General features: G+C 69.9%; 16 protein-coding genes and 1 riboswitch. Of the genes, 6 read left to right on the top strand and 10 right to left on the bottom strand.

The window, feature by feature from the left end:
* Positions 1–62: 62 nt before the first annotated feature.
* The 6 genes from AB0M16_RS04060 to AB0M16_RS04035 form a co-directional block, all read right to left on the bottom strand.
* Positions 63–1,079 (bottom strand): ribonucleotide-diphosphate reductase subunit beta, encoded by a 1,017-nt coding sequence (locus tag AB0M16_RS04060; RefSeq protein ID WP_365338461.1) that lies wholly within the window; start codon positions 1,077–1,079, stop codon positions 63–65.
* Positions 1,079–3,430, bottom strand: a complete 2,352-nt coding sequence (locus AB0M16_RS04055) for a ribonucleoside-diphosphate reductase subunit alpha (RefSeq protein WP_365338459.1) — start codon at positions 3,428–3,430, stop codon at positions 1,079–1,081. Before AB0M16_RS04055 ends, AB0M16_RS04060 begins: the two co-directional genes overlap by 1 nt.
* A gap of 149 nt (positions 3,431–3,579) precedes the next feature.
* A riboswitch (cobalamin riboswitch) is annotated at positions 3,580–3,657 on the bottom strand.
* 81 nt (positions 3,658–3,738) lie between these two features.
* On the bottom strand, positions 3,739–4,248 hold the full coding sequence (locus AB0M16_RS04050) for a GNAT family N-acetyltransferase (RefSeq protein WP_365338457.1): 510 nt from the start codon (positions 4,246–4,248) through the stop codon (positions 3,739–3,741).
* 126 nt (positions 4,249–4,374) lie between these two features.
* On the bottom strand, positions 4,375–5,997 hold the full coding sequence (gene mctP / locus AB0M16_RS04045; RefSeq protein WP_365338455.1) for a monocarboxylate uptake permease MctP: 1,623 nt from the start codon (positions 5,995–5,997) through the stop codon (positions 4,375–4,377).
* Complete coding sequence (locus AB0M16_RS04040; protein WP_365338453.1) at positions 5,994–6,248, bottom strand: DUF3311 domain-containing protein; 255 nt, start codon at positions 6,246–6,248, stop codon at positions 5,994–5,996. Before AB0M16_RS04040 ends, mctP begins: the two co-directional genes overlap by 4 nt.
* A gap of 109 nt (positions 6,249–6,357) precedes the next feature.
* Positions 6,358–7,122: a GntR family transcriptional regulator gene (locus AB0M16_RS04035; protein ID WP_365338744.1), complete on the bottom strand. Its 765-nt coding sequence runs from the start codon at positions 7,120–7,122 to the stop codon at positions 6,358–6,360.
* Between the two features lie 291 nt (positions 7,123–7,413).
* Between AB0M16_RS04035 and AB0M16_RS04030 the strand changes: the two genes are divergently transcribed.
* The 4 genes from AB0M16_RS04030 to AB0M16_RS04015 all read left to right on the top strand — a co-directional run bounded on the left by AB0M16_RS04030 (position 7,414) and on the right by AB0M16_RS04015 (position 12,147).
* Positions 7,414–8,697: an extracellular solute-binding protein gene (locus AB0M16_RS04030; RefSeq protein ID WP_365338451.1), complete on the top strand. Its 1,284-nt coding sequence runs from the start codon at positions 7,414–7,416 to the stop codon at positions 8,695–8,697.
* A 75-nt stretch (positions 8,698–8,772) separates the two neighbouring features.
* The gene (locus AB0M16_RS04025; protein ID WP_365338449.1) at positions 8,773–9,765 is read left to right on the top strand and encodes a sugar ABC transporter permease; all 993 of its coding nucleotides are present in this window, start codon (positions 8,773–8,775) and stop codon (positions 9,763–9,765) included.
* Positions 9,762–10,616, top strand: coding sequence for a carbohydrate ABC transporter permease (locus AB0M16_RS04020; protein ID WP_365338447.1), 855 nt, complete (start codon positions 9,762–9,764; stop codon positions 10,614–10,616). The genes AB0M16_RS04025 and AB0M16_RS04020 overlap by 4 nt, the downstream gene beginning before the upstream one ends.
* A 10-nt stretch (positions 10,617–10,626) precedes the next feature.
* Entirely contained in the window at positions 10,627–12,147 is a 1,521-nt protein-coding gene (locus tag AB0M16_RS04015) for a glycoside hydrolase family 3 N-terminal domain-containing protein (protein ID WP_365338445.1), read from the top strand.
* Positions 12,148–12,234: 87 nt separating this feature from the next.
* On the opposite strand, the gene nagB is transcribed toward AB0M16_RS04015, so the two are convergent.
* On the bottom strand, positions 12,235–13,020 hold the full coding sequence (nagB, locus tag AB0M16_RS04010; protein WP_365338443.1) for a glucosamine-6-phosphate deaminase: 786 nt from the start codon (positions 13,018–13,020) through the stop codon (positions 12,235–12,237).
* 235 nt (positions 13,021–13,255) lie between these two features.
* On the bottom strand, positions 13,256–14,008 hold the full coding sequence (locus tag AB0M16_RS04005) for an SDR family oxidoreductase (RefSeq protein WP_365338441.1): 753 nt from the start codon (positions 14,006–14,008) through the stop codon (positions 13,256–13,258).
* Between the two features lie 85 nt (positions 14,009–14,093).
* Between AB0M16_RS04005 and AB0M16_RS04000 the strand changes: the two genes are divergently transcribed.
* Positions 14,094–14,690, top strand: coding sequence for a TetR/AcrR family transcriptional regulator (locus AB0M16_RS04000; protein ID WP_365338439.1), 597 nt, complete (start codon positions 14,094–14,096; stop codon positions 14,688–14,690).
* 548 nt (positions 14,691–15,238) lie between these two features.
* A complete protein-coding gene (locus AB0M16_RS03995; RefSeq protein ID WP_365338742.1) occupies positions 15,239–16,705 on the top strand; it encodes a PAS domain-containing sensor histidine kinase in 1,467 nt (488 codons plus the stop codon).
* Between the two features lie 500 nt (positions 16,706–17,205).
* Here the strand turns inward: AB0M16_RS03995 and AB0M16_RS03990 are convergent, their stop codons facing one another.
* Complete coding sequence (locus AB0M16_RS03990; RefSeq protein WP_003953983.1) at positions 17,206–17,463, bottom strand: WhiB family transcriptional regulator; 258 nt, start codon at positions 17,461–17,463, stop codon at positions 17,206–17,208.
* A gap of 319 nt (positions 17,464–17,782) precedes the next feature.
* A complete protein-coding gene (locus tag AB0M16_RS03985; protein WP_365338437.1) occupies positions 17,783–18,748 on the bottom strand; it encodes a diacylglycerol kinase family protein in 966 nt (321 codons plus the stop codon).
* Positions 18,749–18,804: the final 56 nt, after the last annotated feature.

Below are 18,804 nucleotides of genomic sequence, written 5' to 3'. Positions count from 1 at the left end.
CCGAAGGGCCCCGCTCCCCCCGTGGAGCGGGGCCCTTCGGCGTACCTGACGGACCTTCGAGGCTAGAAGTCCTCGTCCAGGTCCACCGAGCCCTCGACCGCCACCTGGTAGGCGGACGGACGGCGCTCGAAGAAGTTGGTCAGCTCCTGGACGCCCTGGAGCTCCATGAACGCGAACGGGTTCTCCGAGCCGTACACCGGGGCGAAGCCCAGGCGGGTCAGGCGCTGGTCGGCGACGCACTGGAGGTACTCGCGCATGGACTCGGTGTTCATGCCCGGCAGGCCGTCGCCGCACAGGTCACGGCCGAACTGGAGCTCCGCCTCGACGGCCTCCTTCAGCATGTCGGTGACCTGCTGCTGGAGCGCGTCGTCGAAGAGCTCGGGCTCCTCCTTGCGGACGGTGTCCACGACCTCGAAGGCGAAGTTCATGTGCATCGTCTCGTCGCGGAACACCCAGTTGGTGCCGGTGGCCAGGCCGTGCAGCAGACCGCGCGAGCGGAACCAGTACACGTAGGCGAAGGCACCGTAGAAGAACAGGCCCTCGATGCACGCGGCGAAGCAGATCAGGTTCAGCAGGAAGCGACGGCGGTCGGCCTGGGTCTCCAGCCGCTCGATCTTCTCGACCGAGTCCATCCACGTGAAGCAGAACTGCGCCTTCTCGCGGATGGAGGGGATGTTCTCGACGGCGGCGAACGCGGCGGCGCGGTCGTCCGGGTCGGGCAGGTAGGTGTCGAGCAGCGTCAGGTAGAACTGGACGTGCACGGCCTCCTCGAAGAGCTGGCGCGACAGGTACAGGCGCGCCTCCGGGGAGTTGATGTGCTTGTACAGCGTCAGGACCAGGTTGTTCGCCACGATCGAGTCGCCGGTCGCGAAGAAGGCGACCAGGCGGCCGATCATGTGCTGCTCGCCCGGGGTGAGCTTGGCGAGGTCGGCGACGTCCGAGTGGAGGTCGACCTCCTCCACGGTCCAGGTGTTCTTGATCGCGTCGCGGTAGCGCTCGTAGAAGTCCGGGTAGCGCATCGGACGCAGGGTCAGTTCGAAGCCCGGGTCCAGCAGGTTCTTTTCGGCGGAAGGGGACATTACTGGCAGGCCTCGCAGGACTCGGGGTTCTCAAGGGAGCAGGCGACGGCGTCGGCGTCGGGCGCCGCCTGCTGGACGGGGATGGTGCTGGCCTGGGCGGCGCGGGCGATCCGGGTCGCCGGGCGCGAGCGCAGGTAGTACGTGGTCTTCAGGCCCTGCTTCCAGGCGTACGCGTACATCGACGACAGCTTGCCGATGGTCGGCGTCTCCATGAACAGGTTCAGCGACTGCGACTGGTCCAGGAACGGGGTACGGGCCGCCGCCATGTCGATCAGACCGCGCTGCGGGATCTCCCAGGCCGTGCGGTACAGCTCGCGCACCTCGGCCGGGACCCAGCCGAAGCCGGCCACCGAGCCGTTGGCGTCGCGCAGCGCCTCACGGGTCTGCGCGTCCCACACGCCGAGCTGCTTGAGCTCGTCGACCAGGTAGGAGTTGACCTGGAGGAACTCACCCGACAGCGTCTCGCGCTTGAACAGGTTGGAGACCTGCGGCTCGATGCACTCGTACACGCCGGCGATCGAGGCGATCGTCGCGGTCGGGGCGATGGCGAGCAGCAGGCTGTTGCGCATGCCGACGGCCGCGATCCGCTCGCGCAGCGCGGCCCAGCGCTCGGGCCAGTTCAGTTCGACGTCGTAGTGGTCGGGGTGCAGCACACCGCGGGCGGTGCGGGTCTGCTCCCAGGCCGGCAGCGGGCCGCTGCGCTCGGCGAGGTCGGCGGAGGCCTCGTACGCGGCGAGCATGATCCGCTCGGCGATCCGGGTGGACAGCGCCCGGGCCTCGGCGGAGTCGAAGGGCAGCTTCAGCTTGAAGAAGACGTCCTGGAGGCCCATCGCGCCCAGGCCCACCGGGCGCCAGCGGGCGTTGGACCGGCCGGCCTGCTCGGTCGGGTAGAAGTTGATGTCGACGACCCGGTCGAGGAAGGTGACGGCGGTGCGGACGGTCTCGTCGAGCCGCTCCCAGTCCAGGTCCGAACCGACCACGAAGGCGCCCAGGTTGACCGAGCCGAGGTTGCAGACGGCCGTCTCGCCGTCGTTGGTGACCTCGATGATCTCGGTGCACAGGTTCGAGGAGTGGACGACCGTGCCGGGCTCGGCCGTCTGGTTCGCGGTGCGGTTGGAGGCGTCCTTGAAGGTCATCCAGCCGTTGCCGGTCTGCGCGAGGGTGCGCATCATCCGGCCGTAGAGGTCGCGGGCCGGCATGCTCTTCTTCGCCAGGCCCTTGGCCTCGGCGGCGCGGTAGGCGGCGTCGAACTCCTCGCCGTACAGGTCGACCAGCTCGGGCACGTCGGCCGGGGAGAACAGCGACCACTCGGCGTCCGCGTTGACCCGGCGCATGAACTCGTCCGGGATCCAGTGCGCCAGGTTGAGGTTGTGGGTGCGGCGGGCGTCCTCACCGGTGTTGTCGCGGAGCTCCAGGAACTCCTCGATGTCCGCGTGCCAGGTCTCCAGGTAGACCGCGGCGGCGCCCTTGCGGCGGCCGCCCTGGTTCACGGCGGCGACGGAGGCGTCGAGGGTCTTCAGGAACGGCACGATGCCGTTGGAGTGCCCGTTGGTGCCGCGGATCAGCGAACCGCGGGCACGGATCCGGGAGTAGGACAGGCCGATGCCGCCCGCGTGCTTCGACAGGCGCGCGACCTGGTGGTAGCGGTCGTAGATGGAGTCCAGCTCGTCCTGCGGGGAGTCGAGCAGGTAGCAGGACGACATCTGCGGGTGCCGGGTGCCGGAGTTGAACAGGGTGGGGGAGGACGGCAGGTAGTCGAGCCGGCTCATCAGCCCGTACAGCGCCGCCACTTCGTCCAGGGCGCGGGCGGACTCGTCCTCGGCGAGGCCGGCGGCGACCCGGAGCATGAAGTGCTGCGGGGTCTCGATCACCTTGCGGGTGATCGGGTGGCGCAGCAGGTAGCGCGAGTAGAGGGTGCGCAGGCCGAAGTAGCCGAAGCGGTCGTCGGCGGCCGGGTCGATCGTCGCGTCGAGCCGGGCGGCGTGCAGGGCGACGAAGCCGGCGGTGCGGTCGGCGATCAGGCCCTCGCGGTGACCGACGGCGACGGAGGCGGAGAAGGAGACCGCGCCCTGGCCGGCCGCCTCTTCGGCGATGGCGAGCGTCAGGAGCCGGGCGGCGAGCCGGGAGTAGGCCGGGTCCTCGGCGATCAGGCCGGCGGCGGCCTCGGTGGCCAGCTCGCGCAGCTCCGCCTCGTCCGATCCGGGGTGCCGGCCGCGCAGGGCGGCGGCGGCGACCTTGCCGGGGTCGGTGTCCGGGAGGTCGGCGGTGAGATCGGTCAGGGTCCGCAGGAGTACGGTCCCGGGGCCGTCGTTCTCGATCGCTGCGGCCGGATCGGCGGGCGCGATGGTCACGTGGGGGCTCTCCCTCGCTCGGCTCGGGGCCAGGACGGGAGGCGGGAACGGGCGGCCGTACGCAGGGCGGCGCCGCGTCCACCGGCCCACTCCGCGAGGCCCGGACGTCTGTGGCACCCGGAACGGACGGACCGGGCGTACTGTCGGCAGGTCCTCGGACTTGCCCGTGCGTGAAATACGCAAAAGCACACCGTTGCGGGACAGTTCCGGATTTCCACCGGATTCCCCTGCGGCGACAGCGAGGATGAGCATACATGTGGGGGGCGCCTCTCGTGGCACCCCCCACATGTTGTGTGTCGTGCGTCCCGCTACAACTCCAGGGCGTAGCAGAGCAGTACGAATTCGGGCTTGTCGGGGATGGGCGCCCAGTCCCGTTCCGGGGCGCGGTGGAAGCCCAGTCGCTCGTAGATCCGGTGCGCGGCGCGCATCTCGGTCTGGGTGGACAGCACGATCCGCTCGCAGCCCGGGACGGCCCGTGCGCGTTCCACACAGGCCCGGACGAGCGCCTCGCCGACACCGCGGCCACGGGCGGCGGGGCCGACCGCCAGCATCCGGATCTCGGTCTCGCCGGCCTTGGCGCGGTCGCCCATCACCCCGGGGGCCGGGACGAAGGTCACACCGCCCAGGACGGTGCCGCCCTCGTCCACGGCAACGAGCACGTCGGCCACCTCGGCCCGCCCGGCGACGTTCCGCAGGTGGCCGAAGTACCAGTCGTCCTCACCGCGCAGCAGGTGCCCGTCGTCGAGGTAGGCCCGGGCCGTGAGCTCGCCGAGGGTCCCGTACTCCTCCGGCCGCACTTCTCTGATCATGAAATCCATGCCCCGCAGTGTCCCGCGCGGGGCGCCTCCCGCGCGCCCCGGGTCCGCCGGACTTCGCAGGCCCGCAACACACGGCCGCCGGGACCCCTGGCGGGGGACCCGGCGGCCGTCGGAGGTGCGGTGGACTCAGTGCCCGGCGCCGACCTTCGGCAGGTCGGTGGTGACACCCGCGTCGCCGGCGTCGGCGGTGTAGTCCTCGGGGGAGGTCTCGTCGACGCCGTCCGGCGTGCCGACGGCCCGCAGGACGAAGGTCAGGACGACCGTGACGAGGACGTTGAGGACGAAGGCGGTGAGACCGATGTAGCCGATCTCGCCGATGCCCGGGATCTCGGCTGACGAGCCGCCGAAGTGCTTCTGGGTGGGGCTCGCGACCCCGTAGGCGGCGGCCGTGCCGTAGACCATGCCGACCGCCCAGCCGGCGAGCAGCGCCCAGCGGTGCATCCAGCGGGTGAACAGACCGCCGACCAGGGCCGGGAAGGTCTGCAGGATCCAGATGCCGCCGAGCAGCTGGAAGTTGATGGCGACCGTCTTGTCCATGGTGAGGACGAAGACCAGGGCGCCGACCTTCACCAGGAGCGAGACCAGCTTGGAGACCTTGGTCTCCTGCGCGGGGGTCGCGTCCGGCTTGATGAAGTCCTTGTAGATGTTGCGCGTGAAGAGGTTCGCCGCGGCGATCGACATGATCGCGGCGGGCACCAGCGCGCCGATGCCGATCGCGGCGAAGGCCACACCCGCGAACCAGGCCGGGAACATGTTCTCGAAGAGCTGCGGGATGGCGAGCTGGCCGTTCTTGACCTTCACGCCGGCCGCGATGGCCATGAAGCCCAGCAGCGCCAGCAGGCCCAGCATCAGCGAGTACAGCGGCAGGATGGTGGTGTTGCGGCGGATCACCTCGCGGCTCTTGGAGGAGAGCGTCGCGGTGATCGAGTGCGGGTACATGAACAGCGCGAGCGCCGAACCGAGCGCGAGCGTGGCGTAGGTCCACTGGCCCGCGTCACCGGGCACGAGCGCGCCCTTGGGCTTGCCGGTGGCCGGGTTGACGGTCTGGTACGCCTCGGCCGCCTTGCCGAAGATCTCGTCGAAGCCGCCCAGCTTGATCGGGATGTAGATGATCGCCACCGCGATGACGATGTAGATCAGCGTGTCCTTGACGAACGCGATGAGCGCGGGCGCGCGCAGACCCGACGAGTAGGTGTACGCGGCCAGCACGCCGAAGGCGATGAGCAGCGGCAGGTCCTTGACGAACCAGTTGGTGTCCTCGCCGCCGCCGACGCCCATCACGTCCAGGACGGCCTGGATGCCGACGAGCTGGAGCGCGATGTAGGGCATGGTGGCGAGGATGCCGGTGACGGCGACTGCCAGCGACAGGCCCTTGGAGCCGAACCGGCCGCGGACGAAGTCGGAGGTGGTGACGTAGCCGTGCTTGTGGGAGACCGACCACAGGCGGGGCAGGAAGGTGAAGATCAGCGGGTAGACCAGGATGGTGTACGGCACCGCGAAGAAGCCGGCCGCGCCCGCCGCGTAGATGGCCGCCGGGACGGCGACGAAGGTGTACGCCGTGTAGAGGTCGCCGCCGAGCAGGAACCAGGTGATCCAGGTGCCGAACGACCGGCCGCCCAGGCCCCATTCGTCGAGGCTGTGCTCGTTCTCGGCCTTGCGCCAGCGCGCGGCCAGGAAGCCCATGACCGTGACGGCCAGGAAGAAGAAGACGAAGACGCCGAGCGCGACGCCGTTCACGCCGTCGTTCATCGCGCGTCACCCCCCTTGCGGGCGCGCTGGTCGCGCTGCCACAGCTGGTACGCGATCATGGTGAGCACGGTGGAGACCACCACCCACAGCATCTGGTACCAGTAGAAGAAGGGGATGCCGATCAGGATCGGGTCCACCTTCGCGTACGAGCTCACCCAGAGCATCGCGACGAACGGCGCGAAGAGGCAGAGCGCGATGACCACCCTCACCGGTGTGATGACCGGTTGTTTCCCTTGTGTCGCTTCTGACATGGCGAAACCGTCCCCTCACTGATCACCTCGTGATGACGGGGAAATCTAGGGGACGGTCCCGCTGTTAGGAACCCCTGTCCGTATAACGGATCGGAGTGTCAAGAACGCGTCAGCCGTTGGGACGCTGCAGGCGGGCCACGAACTTGTAGCGGTCGCCGCGGTAGACCGAGCGCACCCACTCGACGGGCTCGCCCTGCTCGTCGAAGGAGTGCCGGGAGAGCATGAGCATCGGCAGGCCCACGTCCGTGCCGAGCAGGCCCGCCTCGCGCGGGGTCGCCAGCGAGGTCTCGATGGTTTCCTCGGCCTCGGCCAGCCGCACGTCGTACACCTCGGCGAGCGCGGTGTAGAGGGAGGTGTACTTCACCAGGGAGCGCCGCAGCGCGGGGAAGCGCTTGGCGGACAGGTGGGTGGTCTCGATGGCCATCGGCTCGCCGCTCGCCAGGCGCAGGCGCTCGATCCGCAGCACCCGGCCGCCGGCGGAGATGTCGAGCAGTCCGGCGAGGGTGTCGTCGGCGGTGACGTACCCGATGTCGAGCAGCTGCGAGGTGGGCTCCAGGCCCTGGGCCCGCATGTCCTCGGTGTACGAGGTGAGCTGCAGGGCCTGGGAGACCTTGGGCTTGGCCACGAAGGTGCCCTTGCCCTGGATGCGCTCCAGGCGGCCCTCGACCACCAGCTCCTGCAGGGCCTGGCGCACGGTGGTGCGCGAGGTGTCGAACTCGGCGGCGAGGGTGCGCTCGGGCGGGACCGGGGTGCCGGGCGGCAGGGTCTCCGTCATGTCGAGCAAATGCCGCTTCAGTCGGTAGTACTTGGGCACGCGCGCGGTACGGGTGGCCGCGCCACCCTCTGTCTCCGTGCTGCCCGCGTCCGTGGCCATGGCCTGCCTTCCCGACTCCTGTGCTGCTGCCGTCACCGGCTCCTCCGTCTGTCGCGGCTCACATGGTGGCACGGACCGGTCACGGGTCGTCGCCCTCCCTCAGGTGTCGGTCCGATAACGGACCCGACTGCCCTTCTTATACACCCTTGACACCCCTAAAGGTCTAGGCCAAGCTCCCGGTACTGGTCTACACCATTAAAGACCAGGTCCCAGACCCACAGCAGTACTCGACGTATGACTTCGCGTCTTCGCGCCGTGGGAGGGGGAGCAGGCATCCCTGAGGAGGGTGGCGTGAAGCGCAAGCTCATCGCGGCGATCGGCGTCGCGGGCATGATGGTCAGCATTGCCGCGTGTGGTGGCTCCGACGACAAGGGCGGGGCGAAGGCCGGCGGCGACGCCAAGGAGCTCACCGTCTGGCTGACGGTCGACGCCCAGAACAACTGGCCCGAGCTGGTGAAGGCCGCCGATGACGCGGTGACCAAGAAGCACCCCGGCATCAAGATCAAGCACGAGTACTACGGCTGGCCGGACAAGAACACCAAGCTCGACGCGGTGCTCGCGACCGACAAGGCCCCGGACGTTGTCGAGATGGGCAACTCCGAGATGATCAGCTACATGGCCAAGGGCGCCTTCGCCGAGGTCGACCCGTCGAAGTTCGAGAACTCCGACAAGTGGCTCGACGCCCTCAAGGACTCCGTCACCTACAACGGCAAGACCTACGGTGTCCCCTACTACGCCGGTGGCCGCGTGGGCACCTGGCGCAAGGACATCGCCGCCGAGGCGGGCGTCAAGGCCGCCCCGAAGACCTGGGCCGAGCTGACCGCCGCGCTCGACGCCATCCAGAAGAAGAAGGGCGACAAGTTCAGCGCCTGGTACCAGCCGTCGCCCGACTGGTACGCCGCGATGTCCTTCGTCTACGAGGCGGGCGGCTCCATCGCCAAGCAGGACGGCGAGACCTGGAAGGCGAACCTCTCCTCGCCCGAGTCCATCAAGGGCCTCACCGAGTACAAGAACATCGTCGACAAGTACATGCACGGCGACAAGACGAAGGACGAGTCCGACCGTCCCGTCGTCTTCGGCCAGGGCAAGTCCGCGACGATCTTCGCCGCCGGCTGGGAGGGCGCCACCGCCGCCGACCCGAAGTCCGACAAGGTCGGCGGGCTGAAGGACAAGCTCGAGAACTTCGTGATGCCCGGCCCGTCCGGCAAGAACCTCCCCGTCTTCCTCGGCGGCTCGGACCTGGCCATCCCGGTCAAGTCCAAGGCGCAGGGCGTGGCCGGCGAGTGGATCGCCGCCTTCACCGGTGCCGAGGGCCAGAAGGGCCTCATCGCCAAGGGCAACCTGCCGAACAACAAGGCGGACCTCGCCCCGCTGAAGAACGACCCGGCCACCACGGTCCCGGCGACCGCGGCCGAGTCCAGCTGGTTCGTCCCGACCGCCCCCGGCTGGGGCCAGGTCGAGAAGGCCCAGACCCTCAAGACGATGCTCATCGAGATCGCCAACGGAAAGAAGTCGGTCGAGCAGGCGGCCAAGGACGCCGACGCCGCGATCGACAAGGTCATCAACACCAAGTGACCTATGGGCGGGGCCCCGTCACGACGACGGGGCCCCGCCGCCCGTACCACGAGAGGGATCGCTGAGGAGCACGGGATGAGTGCCGCAGACACAACCACCGCGAAGGTGCCGCCGGCGCGGCAATCGCCACCGTCCGGCTCCGGAGCCGGAACGCCCGCCCCCCGCGGCGGGAAGTCCAAAGGCGGGGCCGGGATCCCATGGCTGCTCCTCGCGCCATGCCTGCTCGTGCTCCTGCTGGTGCTCGGCTATCCGCTGGTCCGCCTGGTCACCCTCTCGTTCCAGAAGTTCGGCCAGCCGCAGCTCTGGGGCTTCCAGGAGGCCGAGTCGGCAGGCCTGGACAACTTCACGAACATCCTCGGCGACGCCGAGTTCTGGACCGTCGTCCTGCGCACCGTGCTCTTCGCGGCCGGCGCCGTGGTCGTCACGATGGTCCTCGGCATGGCGATCGCCCTGCTCCTCCAGCGCGTCTCGGGCTGGGTCAAGCTCCTGATCAACATCGTCCTCGTGGCGAGCTGGGGCATGCCCATCATCGTCGCCACCGCCATCTTCAAGTGGCTCTTCGACGCCGACTACGGCGTGCTCAACTGGCTGCTCAGCCGCCTCCCCGGCGTCGACATGATCGGCCACAACTGGTTCGCCAGCGGCCCCCAGGGCCTGGCCGTGATCATGCTCCTGGTGGTCTGGGGCGCCGTCCCCTTCGTGGTCATCACCCTGAGCGCCGGCCTCACCCAGGTGCCCAAGGAGCTCGAAGAGGCCGCCCGCCTCGACGGCGCCGGCGCCTGGGGCGTCTTCCGCTACGTCACCCTGCCCATCCTCAAGCCCATCATCGTCATGCTGACGACGCTCTCGGTGATCTGGGACATGGGTGTCTTCCCGCAGGTCTACGTGATGCGCAACGGCCACCCCGAGGCCGAGTTCCAGCTGCTCACGACGTACTCGTTCGACAAGGCGTTCGTCGTCAACGACTACGGCACCGGCTCCGCGATCGCGCTCGTCACGGTCGTGCTGCTGCTCGGCGTCGTGGCGGTCTACATGCGCCAGATGCTCAAGATCGGAGATGTCGAATGAGCACCGTCAAGGCCCCCGCGGCCCCGCGCCGCCCGCGCAAGTCCAAGCTGGGCTGGAACCTGCTCGGGCTGCTCGTCTTCGTCACGGCCGGCTTCCCGGTCTACTGGATGCTCAACACGGCCTTCAAGCCGGCCAAGGACGCGATCGACCCCGATCCGCACTTCTTCCCGTCCACGTTCACCCTCGAGAACTTCGAGCGCGCCCTGGACATCGCGGACTTCTGGGGACCGGTCACCCGCAGCCTGGTGGTCTCGGCCGTCGTGGTCGTCATCGGCATCGCGGTCGGCCTGCTCGCCGCCCTCGCCATCTCCCGCTTCGCCTTCCGCGGCCGCAAGATCGTCATCGTCGGCATCCTCGCCGTCCAGATGGTCCCGCTCGTCGCGATGATCATCCCGGTCTTCCTGCTGCTCAACGACCTCGGGCAGTACGACAAGCTCAGCGGCCTGATCATCACCTACCTGACCTTCATCCTTCCCTTCACGGTGTGGACGCTGCGCGGGTTCATCGTCAACATCCCCAAGGAGCTGGAGGAGGCCGCCCAGGTCGACGGCTGCACCCCCACCGGCGCGTTCATCCGGGTCGTCTTCCCGCTGCTCGCGCCGGGCATGGTCGCCACCTCGGTCTACGGCTTCATCCAGGCCTGGAACGAGTACCTGTACGCCCTGATGCTGATGAGCCAGCAGAACCAGACGGCCACCGTCTGGCTCTCCAACTTCATCACCAAGAACGGCACCGAGTACGCCCCGATGATGGCCGGCTCGACCATGATGGCCGTCCCCATCGTGATCCTCTTCCTCCTCGTCCAGCGCAAGATGGCCGCGGGTCTGACGGCCGGCGCCGTGAAGGGATGACGTCCGCCCCATGACCACTCTCGTAACCGGCACGGACACCCTGACCCGGGACGCGCTCACCGTCCTCCAGCCGGGCTTCGTCGGCACCACCGCCCCCGACTGGCTGCTCCGCCGGATCGGCGAGGGGCTCTCCTCGGTCGGCCTCTTCGGGCGCAACATCGTCGCCCCCGACCAGCTGGCCGCGCTCACCGCGCGACTGCGCGCCGAACGGGACGACGTCCTCGTCGCCATCGACGAGGAGGGCGGCGACGTCACGCGCCTGGAGGTCAAGGAAGGCTCCTCCTTCCCCGGCAACTACGCCCTGGGCAGCGTCGACGACGTCGAGCTCACCCGGGCCGTCGCCCGCGAGCTCGGCCGCCGGCTCGCCGAGTGCGGGGTCGACCTCAACTGGGCGCCGTCCGCCGACGTCAACTCCAACGCCGACAACCCGGTCATCGGGGTGCGCTCCTTCGGCGCCGACCCCGACCTGGTCGCCCGGCACACCGTGGCCTACGTCGACGGCCTGCAGTCGGTGGGCGTCGCCGCCTGTACGAAGCACTTCCCCGGACACGGCGACACCAACGTGGATTCGCACCACGCGCTGCCCCGGATCGATGTGGACCTCGCCACACTGCACGTCCGTGAGCTGGTACCTTTCCGCGCCGCCATCGCCGCGGGTTCCAAAGCCGTGATGAGCGCGCATATCCTGCTCTCCGCGCTCGACCCCGACCGTCCGGCCACCCTGAGCCCGCAGATCCTCACCGGTCTGCTGCGCCAGGAACTGGGCTTCGAGGGCCTGATCGTCACCGACGGCATGGAGATGCAGGCCATCTCGTCGACGTACGGCATCGAGCGCGGATCCGTCCTCGCGATCGCCGCGGGCGCCGACGCCATCTGCGTCGGCGGCGGGCTGGCCGACGAGGACACCGTACTGCGCCTGCGCGACGCGCTGGTGACCGCGGTACGGACCGGTGAACTGCCCGAGGAGCGGCTGGCCGACGCCGCGGCGCGCGTGCGCGCCCTGGCGGCCTGGACCCAGGCGCACCGGGTCAGGGGGGCTGGATCGGGGCCGGGCGCGGCGTCACAGGAGGGGACCGCGCCCGGCGCCGACGTGGGCCTCGTCGCCGCCCGCAGGGCCCTGCGGATCACGCCGGGCCGGAGCCCGTACATGTCGGTCACCGGCGCGCCCTACGTGGCCTCCTTCACCCCGGTCGCCAACTTCGCCGTCGGCGACGAGACCCCGTGGGGCATCGCCGCCGAGCTGGCACGGCTGCTTCCGGGCACCGAGACCGGCTCGTACGGTGCAGAGGACCCGGTGGACGCCGTCCTGGCCGCGGCGGGGGAGCGGCGCGTGGTCGCCGTCGTCCGCGACGCCCACCGGCACCCCTGGATGTCCGGGGCCCTGGACGCCCTGCTCGTGGCCCGCCCGGACACCGTGGTGGTGGAGATGGGCCTGAACGAGTCGGAGCCTCGCGGTGCCCTGCACATCGCCACCCACGGCGCCGCCCGCGTCTGCGGCCGGGCGGCCGCCGAGGTCATCGCCGGCCGCTGAGCCTCCCGGCCCCGCCGCGTGCGGGAAAGGGGCCCGGTACCTGATCAGGTACCGGGCCCCTCTGCGTACCCGCGTGCGGGTGGGGTCCTAGATGCCCTGCCAGGACGGCTTGTTCGCGTAGGTGTGGCGGAAGTAGTCGGCGAGCTTCAGCTTGGAGGCGGCGGCCTCGTCCACGACCACCGTCGCGTGCGGGTGCAGCTGCAGCGCGGAGGCCGGCACGAGCGCGGCGACGGGGCCCTCGACCGTCTGCGCCACGGCCTCGGCCTTGCCCTCGCCGGTGGCGAGCAGCACCAGGTGACGGGCCTCCAGGATGGTGCCGATGCCCTGGGTGATGACGTGGTGCGGCACCTGGTCGATGTCGTTGTCGAAGAAGCGGGCGTTGTCGACCCGGGTCTGCTCGGTGAGCGTCTTGATCCGGGTGCGGGAGGCGAGCGAGGAGCAGGGCTCGTTGAAGCCGATGTGCCCGTCGGTGCCGATGCCGAGGATCTGCAGGTCGACGCCGCCGGCCTCGGCGAGCGCCTTGTCGTAGGCCTCGCAGGCCGCCAGGACGTCCTCGGCCGAGCCGTCGGGACCCATGAAGGCGTCCTGGGAGAGCCCGAGCGGCTCGACGACCTGGCGCAGCACCGTGGAGCGGTACGACTCGGGGTGCCCCGCGGGCAGGCCCACGTACTCGTCGAGCTGGGCGATCCGGGCCCGGGAGGCGTCCACGGACCCCGCCCGGACCTGGGCGATCAGGGCGTCGTAGATGGGCAGCGGGGTCGATCCGGTGGCCACGCCGAGCAGCGCGTCGGGCTTGCGGCGCAGGAGGCCGGCGATGCCGTCCGCGATGAGCTCTCCGCCCGCCTTGGCGTCCTTGACGATGACAACTTCCACGCTGTGCCTGCCGATCTGGTGAGGGGCTGGAGGTGACCTGGTGGTATAGACCAATCTAGGTCCAAATCTAGCAGAGCGCGGGCCGCCCGCCCATGCCGTTCCGGCCTGCGGGACGGGCCCTTTCCATCGTCGGCCGCCCCTGTCACCCCAGCCACTCGAACCCCACCGGCGCCTCGTCGGCGCCGGGCCCGGCCCCCACCCGGCACCTCGCGTCGGCCCTGCCCGGCGCCCCGCCTCAGTCCAGCGAGCCTCCCGTCGCGTCGATCCACTGCCCCGTCACCCAGCGCCCGTCGTGCGAGGCCAGGAAGGCCACCACATCGGCTATGTCCTCGGGGGTGCCGATCTTCCCGAGGGCCGACATCGCCGCGGCGCCCGCCAGCGCCTCCTCGTTCCCCCGGAGCCAGCCCGCGTTGATGTCCGTGTCGACGATGCCCGGGGCCACCGCGTTCACCGTGATCCCGCGTGCGCCGAGCACCTTCGACAGATAGCGGGTGAAGACGTCCAGGGCGCTCTTCGACATCGCGTAGGCGATCAGGTCCGGCATCGCCGCCGCGTGCGTCAGGCCGGTCGACACGTTCACGATCCGGCCCCCGTCGCGCAGCCGCTCCGCGCCCAGCTGGGCCAGGAAGAAGGGCGCCTTGGTGTTGACCGCGAAGACCCGCTCGTACTCCTCCTCGCCGATCGTCGCGAACGGGGACCGAGCGGCGATCCCCGCGTTGTTCACCAGGATGTCCAGGCCGTCCGCGTGGGCGTCGAAGGCGGTCCACAGCGCCTCGGCGTCGCCGGGCACGCCCAGCTCCTGCCCGATGGCGAACGCCTCGCCGCCGGCCTCCGCGATCGCCGCGACCGTCTCCTTCGCCGCGGCCTCGTTGGTCCCGTAATGCACCGCGACCCGCGCCCCGTCCCGCGCCAGGCGCTCGGCGATCCCCCGCCCGATGCCCCGGCTGCCGCCCGTGACCAGTGCCGTCTTTCCCTTGAGCACGCCCATGACGACGCCCCCCTCGCATTCCCTAGCGGTCGTTACAGAAAGAACCGTACCCCACCTTCCGTAGTGCCCGCTATAGAATTTCGCCATGACGACCAAGCAGCGCGGCCGCCCCCGCTCCTTCGACCGCCCGACGGCGCTGGAGCAGGCGACGATGGCCTTCTGGGAGCACGGGTACGAGACGACCTCCGTCTCCGACCTCACCCGCGTCATGGGCATCAGCGCGCCGAGCCTCTACGCGGCCTTCGGGGACAAGAGGACGCTCTTCGAGGAGGTCGTCGAGGAGTACGCGAAGTCCCACGGGGCCTTCGGGGCGGAGGCCTTCGACCAGGAGCGGAGCGCGCGTGCCGCCGTCCGCCGGATGCTGGTCGAGGCGGCGCGGCACTACACCGACCCGGCCCACCCGCCCGGCTGCCTGATGATCTCCGCGGCGATCAACTGCTCGACCCCGGAGGTGGCCGACGCCCTGCGGGACCGGCGGAACGCCAACATCGCCCGCATCGAGAACCGGATCCGCCGGGGAGTCGAGGCGGGCGAGCTGCCCGCGGACACCGACGCCCACACCCTCGCCCGCCTCAGCGGCGCCGCTCTCCAGGGCATGTCCCAGCAGGCCCGGGACGGCGCGACCCGGCAGGAGCTCGAGCGGGTCGCGGAGGCGGCGATGCGGGCCTGGCCCGGGGAATGAGGCGGGCCGGAGGCCCGCGTGGGGGGTGGGGCCGACGGGTCCGACTCAGGGTGTGAGGGGCGGCCGGGGGTCCGCCCAGGGGGAGCGGGGGCTTGCGGGGGTCCGACGCAGGGAGTGAGGGGCGGCCTGGGGCCCGCCGGGGGGAGCGGGGCTGCCGGGGGGTCTGGCTCAGGGCGTGAGGGGCGGCCAGGGGCCCGGCTCTGGGAGGGGCGGCCGTATCGGCCCCGGAAACACCCGCGGGCCGCGGCGCCCGACGGGACCCTCAACCCGTCCGGCACCGCAGCCCGGAGTTGCTCGGCCGGGGGTGTGCGGTCCCTCGGCCGTGTGGGAGGTCTCGGCGCAGTCAGGGCAGAGAGCGCCGGGTACCTCGTCCATCCTCCTGTGCGGGGAGGATGGAGGCTCGATAACAAGCATTGTGGACTAGACCATTCTTGTCTGTCCATCCATGCGCACACGGTCGTACCAGGGCCATCCTCCAACACGGACGCCCGGAGATCCAGGTTCACCGCCTGTTAATTCCGCCGGGTACGCTCGCTCACGTGCCCTCCATGAACGACCTCGTACGCCAGCACACCGCTCTGAGCGAGTCCGACCTCGACTGGCTCCACATGCTGGTGTCGGAGTGGCAGCTGCTCTCCGACCTCTCCTTCGCCGACCTCGTGCTGTGGGTCCCCACCCTGGACGGCACCCGGTACGTCTCCGTCGCCCAGATGCGACCGAACACCGGCCCGACCTCGTACCAGGACGACATGGTCGGCCACCTGGTCCCGCGCGGCCGCCGTCCGCTCCTGGACGCCGCCCTCGACGAGGGCCGGATCGTGCGCGAGGGCGACCCCGAGTGGCGCGAGGAGGTCCCCGTCCGGGTCGAGTCCATCCCCGTCCGCCGCGAGGGCCGCGTCCTCGGCGTGATCGCGCGCAACACCAACCTGCTCACCGTGCGGACCCCGTCCCGGCTGGAGCTCACCTACCTCCAGTCCGCCTCCGACCTGGCCCAGATGATCGCGGCAGGCTCCTTCCCCTTCCCCGGCGAGCAGGTCGACATGGACTCCTCGCCGCGGGCCGGCGACGGACTCATCCGGCTCGACGCCGACGGGGTCGTCCAGTACGCCTCGCCCAACGCGCTCTCCGCGTACCACCGGCTCGGCCTCGCCGCCGACCTGGTCGGCCAGGACCTCGGCCAGATCACCGCCGAGCTCGCCCCCTCCCGCGGCCCGGTGGACGAGGCCCTGGCCAAGATGGCCTCCGGATACGCCCCGCGCGAGTTCGAGGTCGAGGGCAACGGCGGCGTGATCCAGCTGCGGGCGATCCCGCTCAAGCCCAAGGGCACCCGGATCGGCTCCCTCGTGCTGCTCCGGGACGTCACCGAACTGCGCCGCCGTGAACGCGAGTTGATCACCAAGGACGCCACCATCCGGGAGATCCACCACCGGGTGAAGAACAACCTCCAGACGGTGGCCGCCCTGTTGCGCCTGCAGGCCCGCCGGATGGACTCCGACCGCGGGCGCGAGGCCCTCAACGAGGCCGTGCGGCGCGTCGGTTCGATCGCCATCGTCCATGAGACGCTGTCCCAGAACCTGGACGAGCGGGTCGAGTTCGACGAGATCGCCGACCGGGTGATCGCGATGGTCGCCGAGATCTCCCCGGGCAAGGTCAGCTGCCGGCGCAACGGGCGCTTCGGCATCCTCGACGCCGAGGTCGCCACGCCGCTCTCCATGGTTCTCACCGAGATCCTGCAGAACGCCCTGGAGCACGCCTTCGCGCCGGGGGAGCAGGGCACCGTCGAGGTCACCGCCGTGCGCGGCGAGCCCCGTGCGGACGCCCGGCTCCTCATCACGGTCAAGGACGACGGCCGCGGACTTCCCGAGGGCTTCGACCCGCAGCGGGCCGGCAATCTCGGCCTGCAGATCGTCCGGACGCTCGTCGAGGGCGAGCTCGGCGGCAGTTTCGACATGCAGCCGGGTGCCGAGCGCGGCACCAAGGTCGTCCTCGACATTCCCGTACAGCCGCAGAAATAGGCCCGGAAACAGAGGGAGTTCACCGCTTCACGGCGCCGGGCTCGCTCCCACGAGATCTCTGGGGTGAGTTCGCCACGCGGAGTTCGCCACGCGGAGTTCGCTACGCGGAGTTCGCTACGCGGAGTTCGCTATGCGGGGTTGGCCACACCGAGTTCACCACGCGGAGTTCGCGACGGTGAGATCACGGGCGGGAGAGCGCAGTGGCGAACTCACAACGACGGTTTCCCGGCGGTGAGTTCCTCGTGCCGAGTTCGTGACGGTGTGTTCGTCGCGGTGAGTTCACCGCCAGGAGTTCGGGAGGGTGAACTCACCGTCGCGCCTGTATGACGGTGAGTTCACCACCGCGATTTCGCGCCCGTGGGTTCTCAGCAGCGAGCCCCGGACCGAAGTGACCGGTCCGGGGCTCGAATGCTGTGGGTTACTGCTGCGCGCTGCGGCTCGGGGGGCGGTGAATGCGTACGCGGTGTACGCGCCGCTGGGCCTCAGGCTGTGCAGGTGGCTCAGGCGCTCGCGTTGCGCGCCCGGTTGCGAGCGGCGCGGCGCTTCATCGCGCGGCGCTCGTCCTCGCTGAGGCCACCCCAGACGCCGGAGTCCTGGCCGGACTCGAGCGCCCACTGCAGGCACTGCTCCATGACGGGGCAGCGGCGGCAGACGGCCTTGGCTTCCTCGATCTGCAGCAGCGCAGGACCGGTGTTGCCGATGGGGAAGAACAGCTCGGGGTCTTCCTCACGACAAACGGCGTTGTGACGCCAGTCCATGGCTGCTACCTCTCTCAGGTGTTGCGTGCAAGTTGCTTGTGAATGTGAACGCTTTCACGAATCCCCCCGCAGGGGAAGGGCCGACTGCCAGGTGAACTGGCGTGGTCCTTGTCACTGGGGTGGGGTTCTGGCTCTCAGTGGAGGCCGTTCTTGCGGGCCGTCCCGATCGCCAAGAAGAGACTCCCAAACCCCAGCAACGGATACAACCCCTTCTGGAAAGTTTTTTTTGATTCCTCGGTGTCGGCTCCGTCACAGCCGTACTTCTAGGGGGTGGAGGGCAGCCTAAACGTTCGAGTGGAAGGACTTTCGGTCCTTCTGGTCACACAATCACACGCAGTGCACGGCGTACGCCTGTGAACGTCACGCTCGTACGCAGTCCCAGGTGGTCTCCGTCCATCTGCAGGGGGAGAGGCGCCTTCGAATGCAAGGTGAAGTCGGTCAGATCGTGCAGCGTCAGCGCGTGCTTCCCGTGCGGTCCCCGCTCCGGGGTCGAAGTGAGCAGCTGGGTCGCGTACCGGGCCACCGCCGGGGTGGACAGCCGGCTCAGTCCGAGCACGTCGAGCGCCGTCTCGAAGGAGGCGTCCGGTGACGCGTACACCGGACGATTCCCCAGGTAGGTCCAGGGAGAGGTGTTGCAGATTATGGAGAGGACGAGGTTCTCCACGGGAACCTCGCCGGGGCGCTCCAGGGTGATCGTCCCGTGCCGCCGGTTCTGCTCGCCCAGGAACTGGCGCACCACCTGACGCAGATAGAGCGCGTGCGTCGAACGCTTGCCCCGTTCGCGCTGCTGTTCGACCCGGCCGATCACGCTCGCGTCGAACCCGAACCCGGCACAGAACGTGAACCAGCGCTCGGGTACGCCCTCGTCCTCCGTGCCCGGCGTCCCCGAGGCGAGCCCCAGGCTCACCGTCCGCGTCCGCTGCTCACGCAGCGCGTCCAGCAGGGCCCCGGTCGCCTCCACGGCATCGTTCGGCAGTCCGAGCGCCCGCGCGAACACATTGGTCGAGCCGCCCGGCACCACCGCGAGCCCCGGCAGGTCCGGATCGGGCCCCGCGTGAAGCAGCCCGTTGACCACCTCGTTGACCGTTCCGTCGCCGCCGAGCGCCACCACCAGGTCGATGTCGTCCGAGTCGGCTGCCCTGCGCCCCAGGTCACGGGCGTGCCCCCGGTACTCGGTGGTCACCGCCTCCAGCTTCATCTCGCTGGCCAGCGCGTGGATCAGCACGTCGCGTGTGCGCGCACTGGTGGTGGTTGCTGCCGGATTGACCACGAGAAGCGCGCGCATGGTCGCCAGCGTACCTACCCGGCGGTACCGAGCGCAGTCCCGGTCCGTTCCGGACC

This window comes from Streptomyces sp. NPDC051921, from assembly GCF_040680975.1.
Lineage (GTDB): Bacteria > Actinomycetota > Actinomycetes > Streptomycetales > Streptomycetaceae > Streptomyces.
This window is presented reverse-complemented; position numbering and strand designations above follow the sequence as displayed.